This window comes from Chryseobacterium sp. GTID13 (genome assembly GCF_056172655.1).
In genome coordinates this window covers 992645-1011146 of the sequence record NZ_JAOCMB010000005.1, presented here as the reverse complement: position 1 = coordinate 1011146, position 18502 = coordinate 992645, and the positions used below count along the sequence as shown (strand labels likewise).

17 protein-coding genes and 1 pseudogene are annotated in these 18502 nt (G+C 38.0%); 7 read left to right on the top strand and 11 right to left on the bottom strand.

What is annotated here, in order from left to right; translation table 11 throughout:
• Window positions 1-90: 90 nt before the first annotated feature.
• The 6 genes from N4G44_RS10965 (at window position 91) to N4G44_RS10940 (ending at window position 4527) form a co-directional block, all read left to right on the top strand.
• On the top strand, window positions 91-423 hold the full coding sequence (locus tag N4G44_RS10965; protein ID WP_306843019.1) for a single-stranded DNA-binding protein: 333 nt from the start codon (window positions 91-93) through the stop codon (window positions 421-423).
• 14 nt (window positions 424-437) lie between these two features.
• Window positions 438-893 (top strand): HRDC domain-containing protein, encoded by a 456-nt coding sequence (locus tag N4G44_RS10960; protein ID WP_474926745.1) that lies wholly within the window; start codon window positions 438-440, stop codon window positions 891-893.
• 124 nt (window positions 894-1017) lie between these two features.
• Entirely contained in the window at window positions 1018-2367 is a 1350-nt protein-coding gene (gene hisS / locus N4G44_RS10955) for a histidine--tRNA ligase (protein ID WP_474926743.1), read from the top strand.
• A gap of 99 nt (window positions 2368-2466) precedes the next feature.
• Entirely contained in the window at window positions 2467-2997 is a 531-nt protein-coding gene (locus N4G44_RS10950; protein WP_474926741.1) for a PH domain-containing protein, read from the top strand.
• Between the two features lie 22 nt (window positions 2998-3019).
• Window positions 3020-3664, top strand: coding sequence for a GNAT family N-acetyltransferase (locus N4G44_RS10945; RefSeq protein ID WP_474926738.1), 645 nt, complete (start codon window positions 3020-3022; stop codon window positions 3662-3664).
• A 71-nt stretch (window positions 3665-3735) separates the two neighbouring features.
• The gene (locus tag N4G44_RS10940) at window positions 3736-4527 is read left to right on the top strand and encodes a class I SAM-dependent methyltransferase (protein ID WP_474926737.1); all 792 of its coding nucleotides are present in this window, start codon (window positions 3736-3738) and stop codon (window positions 4525-4527) included.
• Window positions 4528-4618: 91 nt separating this feature from the next.
• Here the strand turns inward: N4G44_RS10940 and N4G44_RS10935 are convergent, their stop codons facing one another.
• From N4G44_RS10935 to N4G44_RS10925, 3 genes are all read right to left on the bottom strand, one after another.
• The gene (locus N4G44_RS10935) at window positions 4619-4855 is read right to left on the bottom strand and encodes a YtxH domain-containing protein (protein ID WP_260544482.1); all 237 of its coding nucleotides are present in this window, start codon (window positions 4853-4855) and stop codon (window positions 4619-4621) included.
• Between the two features lie 99 nt (window positions 4856-4954).
• Window positions 4955-5794: an isoaspartyl peptidase/L-asparaginase gene (locus N4G44_RS10930; protein WP_474926731.1), complete on the bottom strand. Its 840-nt coding sequence runs from the start codon at window positions 5792-5794 to the stop codon at window positions 4955-4957.
• 105 nt (window positions 5795-5899) lie between these two features.
• On the bottom strand, window positions 5900-6787 hold the full coding sequence (locus N4G44_RS10925; RefSeq protein ID WP_474928326.1) for a cyanophycinase: 888 nt from the start codon (window positions 6785-6787) through the stop codon (window positions 5900-5902).
• 200 nt (window positions 6788-6987) lie between these two features.
• Between N4G44_RS10925 and cphA the strand changes: the two are divergent.
• Window positions 6988-9617 (top strand): annotated as a pseudogene (gene cphA / locus N4G44_RS10920) (cyanophycin synthetase).
• 333 nt (window positions 9618-9950) lie between these two features.
• On the opposite strand, the gene N4G44_RS10915 reads toward cphA, so the two are convergent.
• From N4G44_RS10915 to N4G44_RS10880, 8 genes are all read right to left on the bottom strand, one after another.
• Entirely contained in the window at window positions 9951-10445 is a 495-nt protein-coding gene (locus N4G44_RS10915) for a MepB family protein (protein WP_474926727.1), read from the bottom strand.
• A 119-nt stretch (window positions 10446-10564) separates the two neighbouring features.
• Window positions 10565-11749, bottom strand: a complete 1185-nt coding sequence (locus N4G44_RS10910) for a hypothetical protein (protein ID WP_474926724.1) — start codon at window positions 11747-11749, stop codon at window positions 10565-10567.
• A 223-nt stretch (window positions 11750-11972) separates the two neighbouring features.
• Entirely contained in the window at window positions 11973-12791 is an 819-nt protein-coding gene (locus tag N4G44_RS10905) for a type 1 glutamine amidotransferase (RefSeq protein ID WP_474926722.1), read from the bottom strand.
• Window positions 12792-12826: 35 nt separating this feature from the next.
• Window positions 12827-13945, bottom strand: coding sequence for a carboxylate-amine ligase (locus N4G44_RS10900; RefSeq protein ID WP_040994761.1), 1119 nt, complete (start codon window positions 13943-13945; stop codon window positions 12827-12829).
• A 29-nt stretch (window positions 13946-13974) separates the two neighbouring features.
• Window positions 13975-14928, bottom strand: coding sequence for an ATP-grasp domain-containing protein (locus N4G44_RS10895; RefSeq protein WP_474926719.1), 954 nt, complete (start codon window positions 14926-14928; stop codon window positions 13975-13977).
• Window positions 14929-14988: 60 nt separating this feature from the next.
• The gene (locus tag N4G44_RS10890) at window positions 14989-15702 is read right to left on the bottom strand and encodes an alpha/beta hydrolase-fold protein (protein WP_474926718.1); all 714 of its coding nucleotides are present in this window, start codon (window positions 15700-15702) and stop codon (window positions 14989-14991) included.
• Between the two features lie 30 nt (window positions 15703-15732).
• Window positions 15733-16944, bottom strand: a complete 1212-nt coding sequence (locus N4G44_RS10885; protein WP_474926717.1) for an ATP-grasp domain-containing protein — start codon at window positions 16942-16944, stop codon at window positions 15733-15735.
• A 140-nt stretch (window positions 16945-17084) separates the two neighbouring features.
• A complete protein-coding gene (locus N4G44_RS10880; RefSeq protein WP_474926716.1) occupies window positions 17085-18500 on the bottom strand; it encodes a M17 family metallopeptidase in 1416 nt (471 codons plus the stop codon).
• Window positions 18501-18502 lie beyond the last annotated feature (2 nt).

Genomic DNA, 18502 nt, shown 5'->3' with positions numbered 1-18502 from the left:
TGATTTGGGGTAAGCATCTTTGCAACAGAGATTTGAGAAAAACAGTGAACGTCTCTTATCTGAATTATTAATCTTAAAAAAATAAAAGTTATGTCACTAAGAAACAAAGTAACATTAATTGGTTACACAGGTAAAGAAGTTGAAACAGTAAACTTCGAAAGCGGAAATATTAAAGCAAGTGTATCTTTAGCTACCAGCGATCATTACACCAATGCAAAAGGTGAAAAGGTAGAAGAAACACAATGGCATAATCTGATTGCTTTTGGAAAAACAGCCGAAATCCTGCAGAAGTATGTACCCAAAGGAAAAGAAATTGCTATTGAAGGCAAACTTACCTACAGATCGTATGACGATAAGGATGGTGTTAAACGGTATATTACAGAAATCAGAATCGATGAGATCCTGCTTTTAGGAGGTAAATAATTCTAAAAACACAAATGATGAAAGTAAAAGTCCTTAAAATCAGACTTTCGAAAGAATTCCTCCATAGAGATCAAAAAATGCTTGATGATTTCCTTGAAGTGAACGAAATTATAAAAGTGGAAACCGCTTTTGTAAATGATGAATGTTATTGGTCCGTAATCCTGTATTTTGAAGAGCTGAAAGCAGCTAAAAGTATAGTGAAAGAACCAAAGGCAGTAAAGTACTCTGCAGATAATGATGTTTTAAACTCCGATGAAGAGAAAATTTTAAATGCCCTGAAATACTGGAGATCTGAGAAGGCTAAAGAACAGAATCTTCCTACCTATTTTATCGCGAGCAATAAAGAACTGATGTCTGTAGCCAAGTATAAACCTGCTAAAAAAGAAGAGCTCCTGGAGATCAAAGGTTTCGGAAAACATAAGATTGAAAATTATGGTGAAGAAATTCTTGAGATCCTCGAAAGCGTCTGAGTTTTTCCGGATTTAATAATGATGATGCATCAAGGCTGGAGAATATCATTTCTCCGGCTTTTTTATATTTCGGAAAAGTCCTTTCAATTCCTTATTTTTGCATCATCAAAATGACATACAGTACATGAAGCCAAGCTTAGCAAAAGGAACGAGAGATTTTACCGCACAGGAAGTTTCAAGAAGAAAATATATCATTAATGTTTTACAGAATAATTTTGAATTGTTCGGTTTTCAGCCATTAGAAACACCGAGTTTCGAAAATCTTTCAACACTAACGGGAAAATACGGTGAGGAAGGTGACCGGTTGATCTTTAAGATTTTAAACTCAGGAGAGTATGCCTCTAAAGTAAATCAGGAAGACTGGGATCATAAGAATCATCAGAAACTGATCCCTCAAATTTCAGATAAAGCACTCCGTTATGACCTTACTGTGCCTTTTGCCAGATTTGTAGCTATGAATCATGGGAAGCTTACATTTCCTTACAAACGTTACCAGATTCAGCCTGTATGGAGGGCAGATCGTCCGCAGAAAGGAAGATTCAGAGAATTTTATCAGTGTGATGCAGATGTGGTGGGAAGCGAAAGCTTATTGCAGGAGGTTGATCTGGTTCAGCTGTATCTGAAATCATTTTCAGATCTTAAAATTCCTGTTACGATTCATATGAACAACAGAAAGATTCTTTCCGGCCTGGCAGAATATGCAGGGATCACGGATAAGTTGATTGATTTTACTGTGGCTCTGGATAAGCTTGATAAAATAGGAAAAGAAGGAGTTGTAAAGGAATTACTGGAAAGAGAAATCTCCCAGGAATCTATTGATAAACTGGAATTTTTATTTAATCAGTCGGATGATGCTCTGGAAAACCTTCTTCAATTGAAAGAGAAATTTGCAGGAAGTGAGATTGGTCTGAAAGGAGTAGAGGAACTTGAATTTGTTCTTACCCAATCTATGAATCTGGGAGTAGATATGCAGAATCTTGTGTTCAATATTACCCTGGCCAGAGGTCTGGATTATTATACAGGAGCTATTTTTGAAGTAAAAGCGGATGAGGTGGCCATGGGCTCTATTGGCGGTGGCGGAAGGTACGACAACCTTACAGAGGTTTTCGGAGTGAAAAATATCCCGGGAATTGGAGTTTCATTTGGTTTGGACCGGGTTTATCTGGTTATGGAAGAGCTTAATCTTTTCCCTGAAGAAGCTACAACCCAGGTAGAATATCTGTTTGCCAATTTCGGAGGCGAAGGAACCACAGAAGCTTTAAAGATGATCATGCAGTTGAGAGAAAAAGGAATTTCTGCTGAATTGTATCCGGAAAATGCAAAACTGAACAAGCAGTTCACATACGCTGAAAAGAAAGGAATTAAAAACCTTGTTTTCTTGGGAGAAGAAGAGATCAAAAGCGGAACAGTTACCTATAAAAATCTTGAAGCCGGAGAACAAAAAACGGTTTCTCTGGAAGAGTTTTTAGGATAACATCCATACAATATAAAATGAAAAGCATTATCACCAGATAATGCTTTTTGTATTTTAGAAAAAATTAAATTTGTAATCTGCCATTTATAAAACTAAATAATGAGTGAAAAATCGAGACTTGACGAAATAAAAGATGAGTTGGAAATATTAGATATTAATCCCACCATTTTTGCCAGAAAAGAAATTCATGCCTTGCCGGATGTACTTTCAGAGGATGAAAAAATTGTTTACCTGATTGAGGGAAGAAATAAGCTGAACAATAATCATATTATTTTGGTGGCCACCGAAAGAAGATTGATTTTTATAGATAAAGAATTCATGTACGGGTTGAAGGTAGAAGATTTTTCTTACGATAAAGTAAGCTCCATACAGTACGAAAAATCGTTGATGCTGGCTTCCGTAGATATTCATATTGCAGATAATGTTTTGGAGATAGATAATGTTGGAAAATATTATGCAGAATTATTTTGTGAAAAAGTAAGGGATTTTATGAGCCGCCCGAAAGAATATTTTCAAAATAAACCAGAACCTACAGCTTTAGATCATCTGGAACAGTTAGGAAGGCTCAGAGAAAGCGGGATTTTGACTGAAGAAGAGTTTACCGAACAGAAAAAGAGATTGCTTGACTGATTTTCAAACTACAAATAGCAATATGATGAGCGGGATAAAGAATGATATCACAGAAAAATGGCTAAGGGGATGGTCTTTATCAAGAAAACTTCCTCAACCGGTAAAATATGAATCCGGTTTCAAAGTAGAAGTAGGAGAGGAAAAGCAAAAAATAAGATATGTTTTTTCTGAACTGAACGACGATTTTCTTAATCTTTCAAAAATCATTAATGAGCCCTGGATCCATATCAAAGTCTGTGCTCCTCCTGATGAGGTAAAAAAGGCGGTCCCTGAACGATGGATAATACAACCGCCAGGTTATATGATGTCATGTTTCCTACCAATGAAAAAACCTGATTCCGTACTGTATGAAGGTTACGGTTTGGAGTATGAAAGATATAATTCGACTGTATTGGTGAAGATTATTGCTGAAAACGGTGATCTGGCCTGTTCCGGACATGTTGCTCTTGTGGATGAACTTGCGGTGTACGACAGAATAGTGACAGAGGAAAAACACCGCAGAAAAGGTCTTGCTACTTTTCTGATGCATGAACTTGAGAGATCTGCCTTATCAAATGGGATCCGAAACAATTTTTTAGTGGCGACGAAAGAAGGAAAAGCACTTTACGAATCAATCGGATGGGAGCTTTACAGTCCTTATACATCAATCGTTATTCCCGGAATTTAATTAATCAAAAAGACAAATGGCTTATTTAAAAAGTTTTAGAGACATTTGTAAAAATAACTTAAATAATAACCATGGAAAATTATCTTGAAATCAATAAAACCTCCTGGAATGCCAAAGTAGATCCGCACCTGAAATCGGATTTCTATTTTGTGGAGGACTTCCTGAAAGGGAGAAGCTCACTCAACACTATAGAACTTGACCTTTTAGGCGACATCAAAAACAAAAGTATTCTCCATCTGCAGTGTCATTTCGGACAGGATTCCATTTCCTTATCAAGAATAGGAGCTGAAGTTACCGGTATCGATCTGTCGGATAAAGCTATTGAAGCCGCAAAGGAACTTGCACAAAAGTGCGGAACAGATACAAAATTCATCTGTTCGGATGTATACAGTCTTCCGGATATTCTGGATGAAAAATTTGATATGGTGTACACAAGCTATGGAGTCATAGGCTGGCTTCCGGACCTTGATAAATGGGCTGGGATTATCAGCCATTTTCTGAAATCTGGCGGCCGGTTGGTGATGGCAGAATTTCATCCCGCTGTGTGGATGTTTGATGATGATTTTACAAAAGTTGCCTACAATTATTTTAATGAAAAGCCTATCGTAGAAACCTACGAAGGAACTTATGCGGATAAGTCTGCAGATATTGTTCAGGAATATATTATGTGGAACCACTCTTTGGCCGAAGTATTGCAGAACCTGATCAAACATGGAATAGAGTTGGAGACTTTCCAGGAATTTGACTGGTCACCGTATCCATGTTTCAGCCATGTGGAAGAATTTGAGAAAGGAAAATGGAGAATTTCAAAATTCGGGAATAAATTACCTTTGGTATACGCCTTAAAAGGACTCAAAAAATAGTTTACCATTGAACTTGGCAAAAATAAAAAGTCATCATAATCCTGGGATTACGATGACTTTCCATATATGAATGTTAAAAAAACTAATTTAATTAGTTTAAAGAATCTTCAGCTTTTGTTTTAGCTTCATCTACTTTGTTCTGAACCTGGGATGCAACATCATTAGCTTTGCTTTTAATATCATTTCCCCATTTGTTCAAATTGTCCTTAGCATTATTAATTTTATCCTTTACAGCTTGCTGCTCTTCAGGAGTAGAATTTTTATATTTCCAAAATGCTAAAGCTCCGATACCTAGTAAGGCTAATAACCCTTTTGTCTTATTTCCCATGATTTTTATTTTTAATGATTTATATTAAACTTGTTATAGTTAAACATGTAAAATACGTGCCAAAAAATTAAATAGGATAATAAAAAAATGTTAAAATTATTAAAAGACCTGAAAATTTTCACCATCAAAACTGGCAAAGACCATAGTAGGGTAAGAATCCTGATGATAGATATTTCCGTCTTTATCAATGGCAATCGCCCCTGCGAAGCCGTCTATGGCTTTTAGCTCTTCAAATGTTTTGTTAAAAGCCTGTTCAAGACTCATTCCATCGGTAGTTCTTGTCACGATTTTAGCAGCAGTGGCATTGCTCACAATATCTTCTCCTACGCCCGTACAGCTTACTGCACATACTGAGTTGGCATAATTTCCGGCCACTGTGGCAGAATCTGAAATTCTTCCCGGGATCTCAAAACCTTTTCCTCCTGTAGATGTAGCCACAGCAAGTTTTCCTTCTTTATCAAGAGCTACACAGCCTACAGTTCCTTTACCTCCGTTATGAAGTTTAGCCTCATATTCACTTCTTCTCTGAGGAATTTCAGTGGAGAAATTTTCAAAGCCGTGTTCGGATGCATACATTTTGGCACCATTTCCACCCAAAACCCTGTCATCTTCTTTTATCAGCTCCTTCGCTACGAAAATAGGGTTTTTTACATTCTGAATATTGATCACACCGCTTAATTTCTGTGTCTGTCCATCCATAATGGCTGCACTCATACGGATCACGCCGTCACTCTGGATCTGGGAGCCGATACCGGCATTGTACAGAGGATCGTCTTCCAGAAGAGAAACAGCATAAGCTGCCGTATCAAAAGCAGAATGGGTTTGAAGATATTCAAAAGCCTTTTGAGCGATCTGTTTTAGAGAATTTTGTTTGGCAGTCTTCACTTCATGGCTCTGATCACTTTCAGAGAAAAACCCGCCGTGGATGATGATTTTCATAATGTATATTGGTCAATTGTGAAAAGTTAATGGTCAATTTTAAAGATAATGAAAAAATTTCAGCCTGTGAAATTCACTTTTCACTATTGACCATTCACTTTTACTTTACTTATCTTGCGGAATCGGATTGAATTGTGAATTTTCGATCGTAAGTGTCTTTGTGGTAAGATCATAATGATCATTCATCGACATTACATGCACGGTAAGGTTATCAATTGAAATAGGTTCACCAAGGTTGATATTCGTAAGATTGGTATCTTTAATGAATCTTCCGTCCACCAGAATGACAAGGCCGGAACCTACGGCTGTCATTATATCATTGTGAATAAAAAGTCCCGTATCTTCACCCAAGCCTATTCCCAGTGTTCTAGGATTGTTGACTACAGCCTGGAAAAGACGTCCGATTCTGCCACGCTGTACAAAGTGCGTGTCAATGATAACGTTGTCTATTAAGCCCAGTCCCTGGGTTGTTTTAATTTCACCTTTTAAAAGGGATTCGGAACTGCTTCCCTGATAGATCATATTTTCAGAAGCGGCAGCCGCACCGGCAGAAGTTCCCGAATAGATGAAATCCTGTTCCTGATATTTCAGTAAAATCGTGTCATGGAATCTTGTACCGCCAAGAATGGAAGTCAGCCTGAGCTGATCCCCGCCTGTGAACATCACGACATCTGCAGCGTTGGCTCTGGCAGCCATGGCATCAGAATTGGCTTCTTCACGGTTATGGATATCTATGATATTGACATTTCTGGCGCCAAGAAATTCAAAAGCTTTTTTGTATTCCGTGCCTACAATTTGAGGGATTTGGGAGGCTGTGGTTACAATTTCGATGACAGAATCTTCCTTAAGCTTCGATTCGTTGATGATCTTTCTCAGAATTCCTCTTTCAAAAAAGTTAAGGTTTTTCTCAATGTTCTGGTCGAAATCGGTTTCTGCAAAACTTCCTTTGTTTACAGCTCCTCCGATTATAATTAATTTTCCAACGGGTTTCATCATAGTGTGCAAATTTAAAAAATAATTAACATTTAGCGAAATTCATACCACATTTTAATGATTTTTAATGTTTTAGAATTGTTGATTTATTTTAATTTTTTTTGAGAAATCTTTAAACGTGGTATAGTTTGGTTTAGGGTTTTACATTATCTTTGATTTTTGAAGGAGTTATTGTTAACTGATAAAAATGCAAATAGATTATGAAAATTGAGAAGATACAGGCATTACGCGGCCCAAATATCTGGAGTATCAGACGGAAGAAGCTGATACAGATGAGATTGGATCTGGAAGAAATGGAAAACTATCCTACCAATAAAATAGACGGTTTCCGGGAAAGGATTGAAAAACTGCTCCCGTCTCTGTATACTCACAGATGCTCGGAAGGAGTGGAAGGCGGTTTTTTCACAGAATAGAAACAGGTACGTGGATGGGCCATGTCATCGAGCACATCGCATTGGAAATACAGACTTTGGCAGGTATGGACGTTGGTTTCGGAAGAACCCGCGAAACAAAGTCACCGGGAGTATACAACGTTGTATTTAATTATATTGAAGAAAATGCAGGAATCTATGCTGCTGAAGAAGCTGTTAATATAGCTAGATCTTTGGTTGACAATACGGAATATGATATTAATGCCTGCATACAGAAACTGAAGGAGATCAGGGAACGTGTCCGTCTGGGACCTTCCACGGGAAGTATTGTAGAAGAAGCGGTTTCCAGAAAAATCCCATGGATCAGATTAGGGACAAACTCTTTGGTACAGCTTGGTTATGGAGTAAACCAGCAGCGATTTCAAGCTACTATTACAGGAAATACAAGCTCGATTGCAGTAGATATTGCATGTAATAAGGAACTGACGAAAAAAATGCTTCATGATGCTGCTATCCCGGTTCCTGTAGGAGATCTGGTAACAGATGAAGAGGGATTAACTGCCGTTATCAGAAAGATAGGTTACCCGATTGTACTGAAACCTCTTGATGGAAACCACGGTAAAGGTTCATCCATCAATGTAAACAATTGGGAGGCTGCTAAAATAGGACTGGAGCATGCCCAAAAATACTCCAGGAAAGTAATTGTAGAAAAATACATTACCGGATATGATTTCAGGGTTTTGGTCATTAATAATAAAATGGTGGCTGCTGCAAGAAGAGTTCCTGCACACGTTGTGGGCGATGGTGAACTGACTCTTCAGCAACTGATAGATAAAGAAAACAAAGATCCGAGGAGAGGCTATGGCCACGAAAATGTCCTTACTGAAATAGAAGTAGACAAGGATACAATGGAACTTCTTGAAAAACTTCAATATACCCTGGAAACTGTTCCTCAGAAAGGAGAAGTGGTTTATTTGAAATCCACAGCAAACCTGTCTACAGGAGGTACTTCCATAGACGTTACTGATATGGTGCATCCCGAAAATATCACCATGGCAGAAAGGGTTTCTAAAATTATAGGCCTGGATGTTTGCGGAATTGATATCATGGCGGAAAACCTTACACAACCTCTTAAAGAAAGTGGGGCTGCCATCATAGAAGTGAATGCTGCACCGGGATTCAGAATGCACCTGGCTCCAAGCGAAGGCCTTCCAAGAAACGTTGCTGCTCCGGTAGTAGATATGCTTTATCCTCCCGGAAAACCATTTACTATTCCCATTATCGCAGTAACAGGAACGAATGGAAAAACTACGACAACAAGACTGATTTCCCATATTGTAAAAAGCAACGGTTACCGGGTAGGCTTTACTACTTCCGACGGTATTTATATTCAGAATACAATGCTTTCAAAAGGGGATACTACAGGACCTCTTTCTGCTGAATTTGTTTTAAAAGATCCTACTGTAGAATTTGCTGTTCTGGAAACTGCCAGGGGCGGAATCTTACGTTCAGGTTTAGGGTTTTCGCAGTGTGATATCGGTGTTTTAACGAATATCGCGGAAGATCATTTAGGAATGAATGATATTCATAACCTGAAAGACCTTACCAGGGTAAAAAGAGTCGTTCTGGACAGTGTAAAGAAAAGCGGATGGAGCGTTCTGAATGCCGATAATGAATATTCTATGAAGATTATTAATGATCTTGACAGCAATGTTGCCATTTTCAGTATGGATGAAAATAATCCTCATATTGTAAAATTTGCCAAAGAAGGAAAAATCACCTGTATTTACGAAGAAGGCTTTGTAACCATTAAGAAAGGCGACTGGAAGATCAGAATAGGAAAAGCCAAGGATTTCCCGATTACCATGGAAGGAAAGGCAAGATTTATGATTGAAAATGTGCTGGCAGCGAGTTTGGCCTGCTATCTTTATGGTTTCGGAATCGAAGATATTTCCAACTCTTTAAGAACTTTCATCCCAAGTGCCCAGCTTACACCGGGAAGACTGAACGTTTTTAAATTTAAAAATTTTAAAGTACTGATTGATTTTGCTCACAACCCTGCAGGATATCAGGCTATTGAAGATTATCTTAAAAATGTAGAATCCACTAAGAAAATCGGCATTATTTCAGGAGTAGGTGACAGGCGTGACAATGATATCAAGGAATGCGGAAAAATTGCAGGAAGAATGTTTGATTATATCATCATCAGAAATGAAAAGCATTTGAGGGGCAGAACGGAAGACGAAATCAATGGACTCATCATTGACGGTATCAACGAAGCCGGAAGAGATGTGAGCTATGAGATCATTCCTAAAGAAATTGAAGCATTAAAACATGCCATAGGAATGGCTGAGGAAGGTACTTTCATCACGGCTTTAAGCGATGTTATTTCCAATGCCATTGACCTGGTGCAGGAATATCAGGCCCGAGAGCTTTTGGAAGACGATAAGAATTCTTAATATAAATGATCAAAAATAAAAACGGCTGAATTTCAGCCGTTTTTATTATATATTTTTTACAATTAATACAATTACTCAAAAGTAATAAAAAACATCTGCCTGATCTGCTCAATCTGCGAGAAATTAAAAACATATTGTATTTAGAGAAATTTCTTTTAACGCAAAGTTTTGTGAAAAATACTTTAGAGATGAACAAAGAAAGCGGCGGAGCCGCTGATTAAGGCATATGTTTATACATTCGCTTATTCGAATCAATGATAATTGATTCAATTCTTAGCTCACTTAAAATAAGCAGTGAAAATAGATTCTTTGCGTTAAAAAATAAGGATAAAGCTATTTCAGATCAAATAATGCTCTGGCTATTTGAAGATATGATTCTTCATTCCGGGAAAGATCAATAAAATAAACAGTCTGCCATTTTTGGGTCGCTATTGCCTGCCTGCTTTCAGTAAGATCCCAGTCCGGATACACCCTGATCCCTCTTTTACCTATTCTTTTGCCATGGGACAAAATTCCTTTTTCTATCAGAATATCTTCAGGAAATATAAAAATCCCTTTGTTATGGTTTGTAGAAACGGAAATCAAATAAAAATCAAACGGATCATTGGAATCAAACGGAGCGGTTTCTCCTTTTTCATTACGTTTCCAGATGGTAACGAACTGACCTGTTTTAGTGGGTGTTATTTTAGATGTCCGGAATTTAATTCTGAGTTGATTCAAGGTAAAGCTGCAACCGGAATAATCTTTAGCTTCTAAATCTTCTTCAATATCTGAAAGTTTCAGCCTAAGCGGTTGAAAAATCAGTTCATCAGCATTTTTAAGAGTCATTATTTTTGTTATAATTTTTAAATTCAGATTAATAAAAACCTGATCTCACAAAAATAACAAATCCCTCTGAACTCAGAAGGATAGTTATGTGAATGTTTATCTGCTATTTGAATTCCAGATTATTCATCTGCAAAAAAAGCATTGGAACTTCCAATCCAGATCGCATCTTTTTTGTTGAAATCTACGTTTACCATTGCCGCTTTTGTCATTCTTCCGAGATTTTCCAGTAGAATAGGGCGGTCATCGTTCTCATGCCAGATGTATAGCAACCGGATTTCTGCTTTTGAAAACTCTCCGTTGATATCTTCAAAAATAGGTTCGTAAGTTACTTTTCTCTGCAGAATATAATTTTCTTTATCCTCAATAGCTTCTGTGGTTTCTTTTGTCGGATTTAAATTCACTCCGCTTCCTGCAAATGAAAATAAAGGTTTCAGTACAAAATTTTCAAGATTTTCATGCTCCGGAAATTCATGCAGAAAATAACTTTTAGGAACAAACTTGTGCTTCAGAATAGGAAGAAGAAATTTAGATATTTTAAAGAACCAGTTCGGATGGGTGATCCATTTTACATCAATATCATCACGGAAATCAAATCCGGCTTTTAAATCAGGAATTCTGTCTAATTCATCAAAGATAACACGGTTGTAGATTCTTTTGATTTCAATAAGTTTTCCGTCATTTTCGTAGAACAGTTTTCGGCCTTCTTTTTTAACTTTCGTCAGGCAGACTGTTTTTATTCCTAATAATTGTTCTGTTAATGCAAAATCAATTGCTGTTTTCTGTTTTTCAGGGAATATTTCAAGCAGAATAACGTTTTCAGGATTTTCATCGCCTATAATCAGCTTCTTTAAATGATTTTGAAATTCCGAATGAGGCATTGTATTTCTGATTCCGGAAAGGAAAGGATAGACTTCACAAAATGTATCCTCAAATATTTTTTGAAAAGCATATAATGAAGGAAAAGCCTGTAGTTCAATAAGCTGTGGTTCTATTTCCCCGTTTTCGCTTCGGCAGATCCCGAAATCAATGGTGAAAAAGTGGGGTTGAAGCGTGTCATTGGGAACCCTGCAATTGTCCGGAACAGCTTTATAGAGGATTTCAGCGGGAAGTTCTTTAATCTGGTCAATAATACTTTCACTGGCATCAAGAAGTTTGCTCTTAAATTCATTGGAAAGAAATAACGGACTTTCTGAAATTCTGAAAGCAGGAGCAACGCCTCCTTTTTGAGTAAGCTTTTCCTTAAGCTGATCGTATTTTTCCTGTGAAAACTCCTGGTTGAACTGTTTTCTGTATTTTGGGATCATATTTTTTCTTTGTGGTTTTGATTTAAAAAATCGAGCTGTGTGCCCGATTTTTAGTTGTCATGTAGTTGATACAATATCTTTTTTATGATGCTTCTATTTCAGTCAGCATGACATTTCTAATACTAGTTGTTTTTCAACACCGTCATGCTTAGTTGAGTCGAAGCATTGTTATTCTGTAAATTTCTATCTGAAAGCAACTTCCATCCTAAGTTATGCTAAAACTTTACATCCCTTCAAAATGTTTTTTTGCTGACTGAAGGAATCTTGGCAGGATCTGGCTTCTGGTCAGAATGATCTTGTCCTCATCATCTATTCTGTCTACCGTTTCAAGATATTTTTCCATTCCGAAGTTCTCGATCATTGCTTCTTTATTTTTTTCATCTTTCAGGTTTTCGATCATGCCTTTCGGATCTGCTTCCGGATGGAACTGTGTCCCGAAAATTTCATCTGAGAAACGTACAGCCATCACAGCTCTTTCGAGGTTGATATGCGGTCTGAATTTCTCAATAGCCATAATTTTCATTCCCAATTCATCAAAACGTTCCATATCGGGTTCAATGAACTGATAAGCTCTGGAATCAACAGCATAGAAAGGATCCTGAAGGTTTTTAAATAAAAATTCCTGCTCACCTTCCTCTGTTTTGTGAACCGGCATTACCCCGAAAGAATAAGATTTTCTTTTGCAGATATTACCCAGTTTCCAGTGGATGCTTGCCAGTTGGAATGAATGGCAGATCAGGAACAGATATTTTTTATCTTCGTTGTATTGATTATGATCTAAAACGGCATCCAGAAAGGCTGCATACTTATCTTCCCACTCAAAACCTTCTCTGTGCGGGTTTCCGGGACCTCCTGAAGAAATAAAGATATCAAAATCATTAATGTCCGGCATTTCATTTTTAAACCTTACATCAAATGTCTGGATGGTCACATTTTCTTCAGAACTCTGCTGGAATGCTTCTGAAATTTCTTTAATATTTCTAAAGCCTTGATTTACATGATTGTTGTTCATGTCTATCAATGCAATTCGAATATCTCCCATACTACTTCATATTTTTTTGCAAAGTTACCAAAAAATTACGAAGCCGTTTCTCCATGTGTTATGCCATACTCTGTTTCCGAGATCATATAATCTACTACTTTGGTAAGATCGCCTGTTTCATTAAACACCTTAAGCTGTCTGTCGGCTCCTGTTCCGTTTTCTAAAATAGTCCAGGCATACTCAACTTCTTTTCTGCAGTCGAGTTCATCTACAACATCATCAATAAATTCAAGAAGTTCTTTTAAAAGATGCGGATAAGGAACGGATTCTTCTTTTCCAAAATCGATCAGATGGGCTTCAATACCACTTTTAGAGGCTCTCCATTTGTTTTCATTCAGAAGCAGTCTTCTATAGCTTCTGAAACTTAAGTTTTGCTGATGAAGCTTATAAATTTTGGCTACCAGACTTTGCATAATGGCTGCCAGACAAACTGTTTCTTCCAGTCTTAAAGGCATATCACAAATTCTGAATTCAATAGTAGGGTAGAATGGATGTACCCTCAGGTCCCACCAGATCTTTTTGGCATTGTCGATGGTTCCTGTTTTTACCAGAAGGTCAACATAGCTGTCGAATTCAGCAAGGGAATTGAAGTAACTAGGAATACCTGTTCTCGGGAATTTTACGAAAATTTCCTGTCTGTAAGACTTAAACCCGGTACTTCTTCCGATCCAGAAAGGAGAGTTTGTCGAAAGCGCATACACGTGCGGAAGAAAATAACGCATCACATTCTGGATTCTTACGCCTTCTTCGCGATTGGGAATTCCGATATGAACATGAAGCCCGAAAATTAAATTTCCGCGGGCAACATCACCCATATCATCTACAATTTTGTTGTAACGCTCACCGTTGGTAATGGTATTGTGTTCCCAGTTTGAAAACGGATGGGTTCCTCCTCCGGATACCCGAAGTCCCTGTTCATGAGCTGTATTGATTAAATGCCTTCTCAGGTTCGTTAATTCCGTTCTTGCTTCTTTAATATTCTGACAGATGCCGGTTTCCATTTCGATCATGGATTCGTGCATTTCGTGTTTTAAATTCTCACTTAAAACAGCTTTTCCTCCTTCAATAATCTTCGAAACATGAGATATTAAGTCTCTGCTCTCAACATCAATGATCTGATATTCTTCCTCGATTCCTATAGTAAATTGATGCATTTTTTTTCGTGTTTTTTTATTCTTAATGTTTATTTTACGGAGTCTTTTACAAAAGTTCCCCAGGAAATATTAGGTTTTCCGGGAACATATTCTTTTGCTTTTTCAATGGCAAGTTTGGCTGCATGTTCCACGATCCACGCAAAGTTTTCTTCACCTACAGAATTTCGGTCGGCATCAGGAGCCGGGTTACAGAAATCAATAGCATATGGAATTCCGTCTCTGATGGCAAATTCCACTGTATTGAAATCGTAGCCGAGAGCTTCATTCATTTTAATGGTATAATCGTGGATTGTTTTTAATAGTTTTTCAAGATCTTCACCCTGGGTCTGGTGGGTAGTGGCATACCTCAGATGATGCGGATTACGCGGTCCGTAAGGCATGATGTGAACATATTTTTTACCGAGACAATAAACCCTGTAGTAATCGTCGAAGACAATTTCTTCCTGTACCATCATCACCAGCTGCTCGGTTTCACTTAATTTGTCCCATAAATCCTCAGGATTTTCTACTCTGTATACACTTTTCCATCCACCTCCGTCGTGAGGTTTCATATAAGCCGGAAATCCTACATAATTGAAAATATATTCCCAGTCGTGAGGAAATTTAAGGTTTCTGAATGATGTTTCGGAAGTGTCTGTAGGTCTTTCGTGTGAAGGAAGCAGAACTGTTTTAGGAAGCGGAATTCCCAGCTTCGTCATCAGTGCATTGTTGAAGAACTTTTCATCAGCGCTCCACCAGAACGGGTTATTGATTACATAAGTGCCGTTAAGTGCCGCATTTTTCAAATAAGCTCTGTAGAAAGGAACATCCTGCGAAATTCTGTCGATAATGACTGCATAGCCGTAATCAGCACCTTGTTCCAGTTTGTCGATATTCACGGCCTCGGCAATAATTTCCCCGCCTCCCAGCTCATTTACTTTGTCGATAAACGCCCAAGGAAAGGTATCCTCCATACCGAATAGAATTCCCACTTTTTTTGCCATAATTTCTGTTTTTAAATTGATGTATGTGTTATTATTTTATCTTCTTAAATATACTGTTTTTCAGGAGAAAAATGCACCGATAAATGTTGGAAAGACCATTCTCCATAACGGCCAGTCGTGATTGATCCATTTTCTTTCGTCGTACCAGAAGTCAATTCCTTTTGAACTTAAAATATCTGCCATTTCAAGGTTTTTATCCCTGCAGATGTCCTGGTCTGAAGTGCTCAGTACAATGTGCATATGTTTGTATTTCCAAGCTTCGTCATTCTTTACGAACTCCCTAGGACAGTTAAAGTAAACAAGCTCGTCCGAATATCCGTCCATGAAATTCCTGATGCTGAATGCTCCCGAAAGACAGAATAGGTGCGAAACTACATCCGGAAACCTGAAAGCAAAGTTGGCAGCATGATACCCCCCGAAACTTGCTCCCGCCACTGCGACACGATGTGTCTGATGGATCTTCTGGATATACGGGATAAATTCCTGGATCAGAAACTGTACATAAAGCTCATAATTTTTAATTCTTTGCTGGGGCGAAATTTTTTCATCATAAAAGCTCCAGCTGTCAATCGTCTGTATATTGTAGAGTTTTACTTTTCCCTGTTCTATAAACCAGTTGATGCTTCCGTTGAGATGAAAGTCATGATTTTGGGTGTAATGTCCCTGGGAAGTAGGGAACATAACGATGGGATACCCGTAATGTCCTGTAACTTCTACTTTGAGACTTGTTCCTAATATGTTTGAATAATAATCTGTATGTTCTATTTGCGGCATTGATCAATTTCTTTTATTATATTTTGTGTTTTAGCTTGTCAGTTTACTTTTGGGCGGCAGAATATTCAGCATTTCCGTCTGGATCTTTTCGGCAGCAGTGTCTAATCTTTGCTGGATAATATCCGGATCGCTGGATTTGTACACAATTCCTACATGATGGTCAATAGGAAGAAACTTTACGGCTTCCTCGCTTGTGAAAGCACTGTAATCGGGCTCTTTATCTTTGATCAGGGCAATGATGAGCCCTGAGTAGTAGCCTGTAGGCTTTGAAGCCTGATAGTTTTTTCCACGCAGAAGGGCGTCTTCAATCTTGCCCCATTCCCGCCAGATATTAATATTGCTTGAAGCTTCAACAAGATCCGGAATATGGGCACCGCCAACTCTGGAGGATGTTTCAAGGAAATACCATTTTCCGTCAGCTTTTCCGCGGATAAATTCAGTGTGGGTTGCTCCGTTCATTAATCCGAAGCTGGAGAGGACTTTGGTATTGGCTTCTTCAAGCGCTTTAAATTCATCCGAATATCTTCCTAAGGTTTTAGATCTGAATACACCACCTTCATGAGAAACCTGCATGGGCGGGGCAAGATATTTTGAGGCAGAAGTAAACACAATCTCTTTATTAAAAGTCAAACTGTCCACATGATAGACATCGCCGGGTTTAAAACTTTCCAACAGAAACAGATGTCGCTCTTCACCAAGGGCATTCAGTTCGTTCCAGAGCTCATCTTTGGAAGAAAACTTTTTAATTCCTGATGCCGATGCTTCTGAGCGGGGTTTTAATACCCAGGGTGCAGGAACTTTTTCTACAAAGCTGTTCACTTCATCATTATTAAAAACAGCTGTAAATTCCGGAACACCAATTCCCGAATCCTTTGCTTTCTGACGCATAGCCAGCTTATCCCTGAAATAGCGGTGTGTGGTTTGTCCCATCCCGGGAATACGGAATGTTTCCCTGATCAGGGCTGCCTTTTCTACATCATAGTCGTCTAATGCGACCACAGCATCTACCTTTCTGGTTTGCATCAGATGCGAAAATCCCTGAACAAGATGATCGAGGTTCCATACAGACGGCTTTAATTCAGCCATATAAAATACCTCATCAATAGCATGCCATGGCCAGTTTTTTTCTTTCAGACCTTCTGATGTTACCAGGATGATTTTATTACCGAGCTTTTTCATTTCATCCATGAAATCATAGCCCTTATAATAGCACGAAATACATACTATAGTTTTCTCCTCCATATAATGTTTTTTAGTTTTTGGTAAATTATCAAAAATAAAAGCAAATTTTTATTGATTAATTAATGTTAAAAATCGCAATAATCTACGTTTTTGAAAATACCTAATCAATTATACAGAGAAATTTTGAAAAAAACTAATTTTTAATGATAATTTTCAATTAAATCGGCCAATAATTGCACTCCAAAGCCGGTTGCTGCTTTTTCTTTTGAATATCCCGTGCTTCCGAAGACTACTCCTGCAATGTCGAGATGGGCCCATTTAGGATGGTTTTCTATAAACTGTTCCAGAAATTTAGCTGCCACGATACAGTCTCCAATAGGCTTCATAGAGATATTTTTTAGGTCTGCCACATCAGATTGGATATCGTCTTTCCATATGTCCCATAAAGGAAGATTCCACAGCCTCTGATTGGTTTGGTCTCCTGTTTTTATCAGAAGGTTTTTGAGCTCATCATTATTGGAAAACAGAGCTCCGCAGGTATCACCAAACATTCTGACAGCACTTCCTGTAAGGGTGGCAAGGTCAATGAGGAAGTCCGTTTTATAATTTTTAGCCAGATAGGAAAGTCCATCGGCAAGAATCATTCTGCCTTCGGCATCTGTATTGAGAACTTCAATGGTTTTACCGTTGTATGCCGTAATGACATCGCTTGGCAGGAAAGCTTTTTCGGAAATAGCATTGTCGGTGATGGGAAGGATGGCTACAATATTAACGGGAATCTGCATTTCCGCTGCGTAAATCAGAGTTCCTATAACAGCCGTAGCGCCACCCATATCAGACTTCATATAGTGCATATTGTTATGATCTTTCAGGGAAATACCTCCCGTATCAAAAAGAACACATTTTCCTACCAGACCAAATGTCTTGGCATTTTTAACCGTGGTTTTATATTCTATAATAGTAAAAGCGGCGTCATAAGCACTTCCCTGGTTAACGGAAAGGTAAGCGCCAAGTCCGAGCTCTTCACATTTTTTTCTGTTAAATACGGTATACTTTAAGTCATATTTTTTGGCCAGGTTTTTTAAATATAAGCTTAGAATATCAGGCTTCTTGAGATTGGCAGGTTTATTCAGCCATTCCTGGCAGGCAGTTTGACCGTTTGCCAGTGCTTCAGATTTTGTACCGATTGAATCCAGTTTTTTCTGGCTTAAGTTTTCAAAATGAATCTCAAATTTAGTGTTCCAAAATGCATGCTTCTTATCAAAAGGATATTTGTATGTGCCGAAAAGCAGTCCTTTTACAAATTCTTCAAACTGTTTTTCTTTCAGGAAATCTGCCAGAACAAGAGTAGGGACTGCCTGGATTTTTTCTTTCTGTGTTTGAGAAAACTTAACGGCAACCTGCTGAATTTCGAAATTCTGCATCGCCGATTTCCCCAGGCCAATCAGATATGTGATGCTTTCTTCAGTGGTATGAATGAAAACCTCATATTTCTTTCCTGAGAAAAAGGAAGAAACATTTTTATTGTAATTTTTACCGGATTTTGTCCATTCTTCCTCTGTGAAAAGTTGAAAGATCTGGGTATATTTTTTATTTTTTTTATTGATTAATTTCATAA

What these genes read in the sequence shown, in the direction of transcription:
- N4G44_RS10925 (WP_474928326.1), bottom strand. Translation starts at nt 6,787, where the DNA reads ATGAAACCCGTTGGAAAATTAATTATAATCGGAGGAGCTGTAAACAAA.
- N4G44_RS10965 (WP_306843019.1), top strand. Translation starts at nt 91, where the DNA reads ATGTCACTAAGAAACAAAGTAACATTAATTGGTTACACAGGTAAAGAA.
- N4G44_RS10950 (WP_474926741.1), top strand. Translation starts at nt 2,467, where the DNA reads ATGAGTGAAAAATCGAGACTTGACGAAATAAAAGATGAGTTGGAAATA.
- N4G44_RS10930 (WP_474926731.1), bottom strand. Translation starts at nt 5,794, where the DNA reads ATGAAAATCATCATCCACGGCGGGTTTTTCTCTGAAAGTGATCAGAGC.
- N4G44_RS10945 (WP_474926738.1), top strand. Translation starts at nt 3,020, where the DNA reads ATGATGAGCGGGATAAAGAATGATATCACAGAAAAATGGCTAAGGGGA.
- N4G44_RS10905 (WP_474926722.1), bottom strand. Translation starts at nt 12,791, where the DNA reads ATGGGAGATATTCGAATTGCATTGATAGACATGAACAACAATCATGTA.
- N4G44_RS10910 (WP_474926724.1), bottom strand. Translation starts at nt 11,749, where the DNA reads ATGATCCCAAAATACAGAAAACAGTTCAACCAGGAGTTTTCACAGGAA.
- N4G44_RS10895 (WP_474926719.1), bottom strand. Translation starts at nt 14,928, where the DNA reads ATGGCAAAAAAAGTGGGAATTCTATTCGGTATGGAGGATACCTTTCCT.
- N4G44_RS10880 (WP_474926716.1), bottom strand. Translation starts at nt 18,500, where the DNA reads ATGAAATTAATCAATAAAAAAAATAAAAAATATACCCAGATCTTTCAA.
- N4G44_RS10915 (WP_474926727.1), bottom strand. Translation starts at nt 10,445, where the DNA reads ATGACTCTTAAAAATGCTGATGAACTGATTTTTCAACCGCTTAGGCTG.
- N4G44_RS10960 (WP_474926745.1), top strand. Translation starts at nt 438, where the DNA reads ATGATGAAAGTAAAAGTCCTTAAAATCAGACTTTCGAAAGAATTCCTC.
- N4G44_RS10900 (WP_040994761.1), bottom strand. Translation starts at nt 13,945, where the DNA reads ATGCATCAATTTACTATAGGAATCGAGGAAGAATATCAGATCATTGAT.
- N4G44_RS10935 (WP_260544482.1), bottom strand. Translation starts at nt 4,855, where the DNA reads ATGGGAAATAAGACAAAAGGGTTATTAGCCTTACTAGGTATCGGAGCT.
- N4G44_RS10940 (WP_474926737.1), top strand. Translation starts at nt 3,736, where the DNA reads ATGGAAAATTATCTTGAAATCAATAAAACCTCCTGGAATGCCAAAGTA.
- hisS (WP_474926743.1), top strand. Translation starts at nt 1,018, where the DNA reads ATGAAGCCAAGCTTAGCAAAAGGAACGAGAGATTTTACCGCACAGGAA.
- N4G44_RS10885 (WP_474926717.1), bottom strand. Translation starts at nt 16,944, where the DNA reads ATGGAGGAGAAAACTATAGTATGTATTTCGTGCTATTATAAGGGCTAT.
- N4G44_RS10890 (WP_474926718.1), bottom strand. Translation starts at nt 15,702, where the DNA reads ATGCCGCAAATAGAACATACAGATTATTATTCAAACATATTAGGAACA.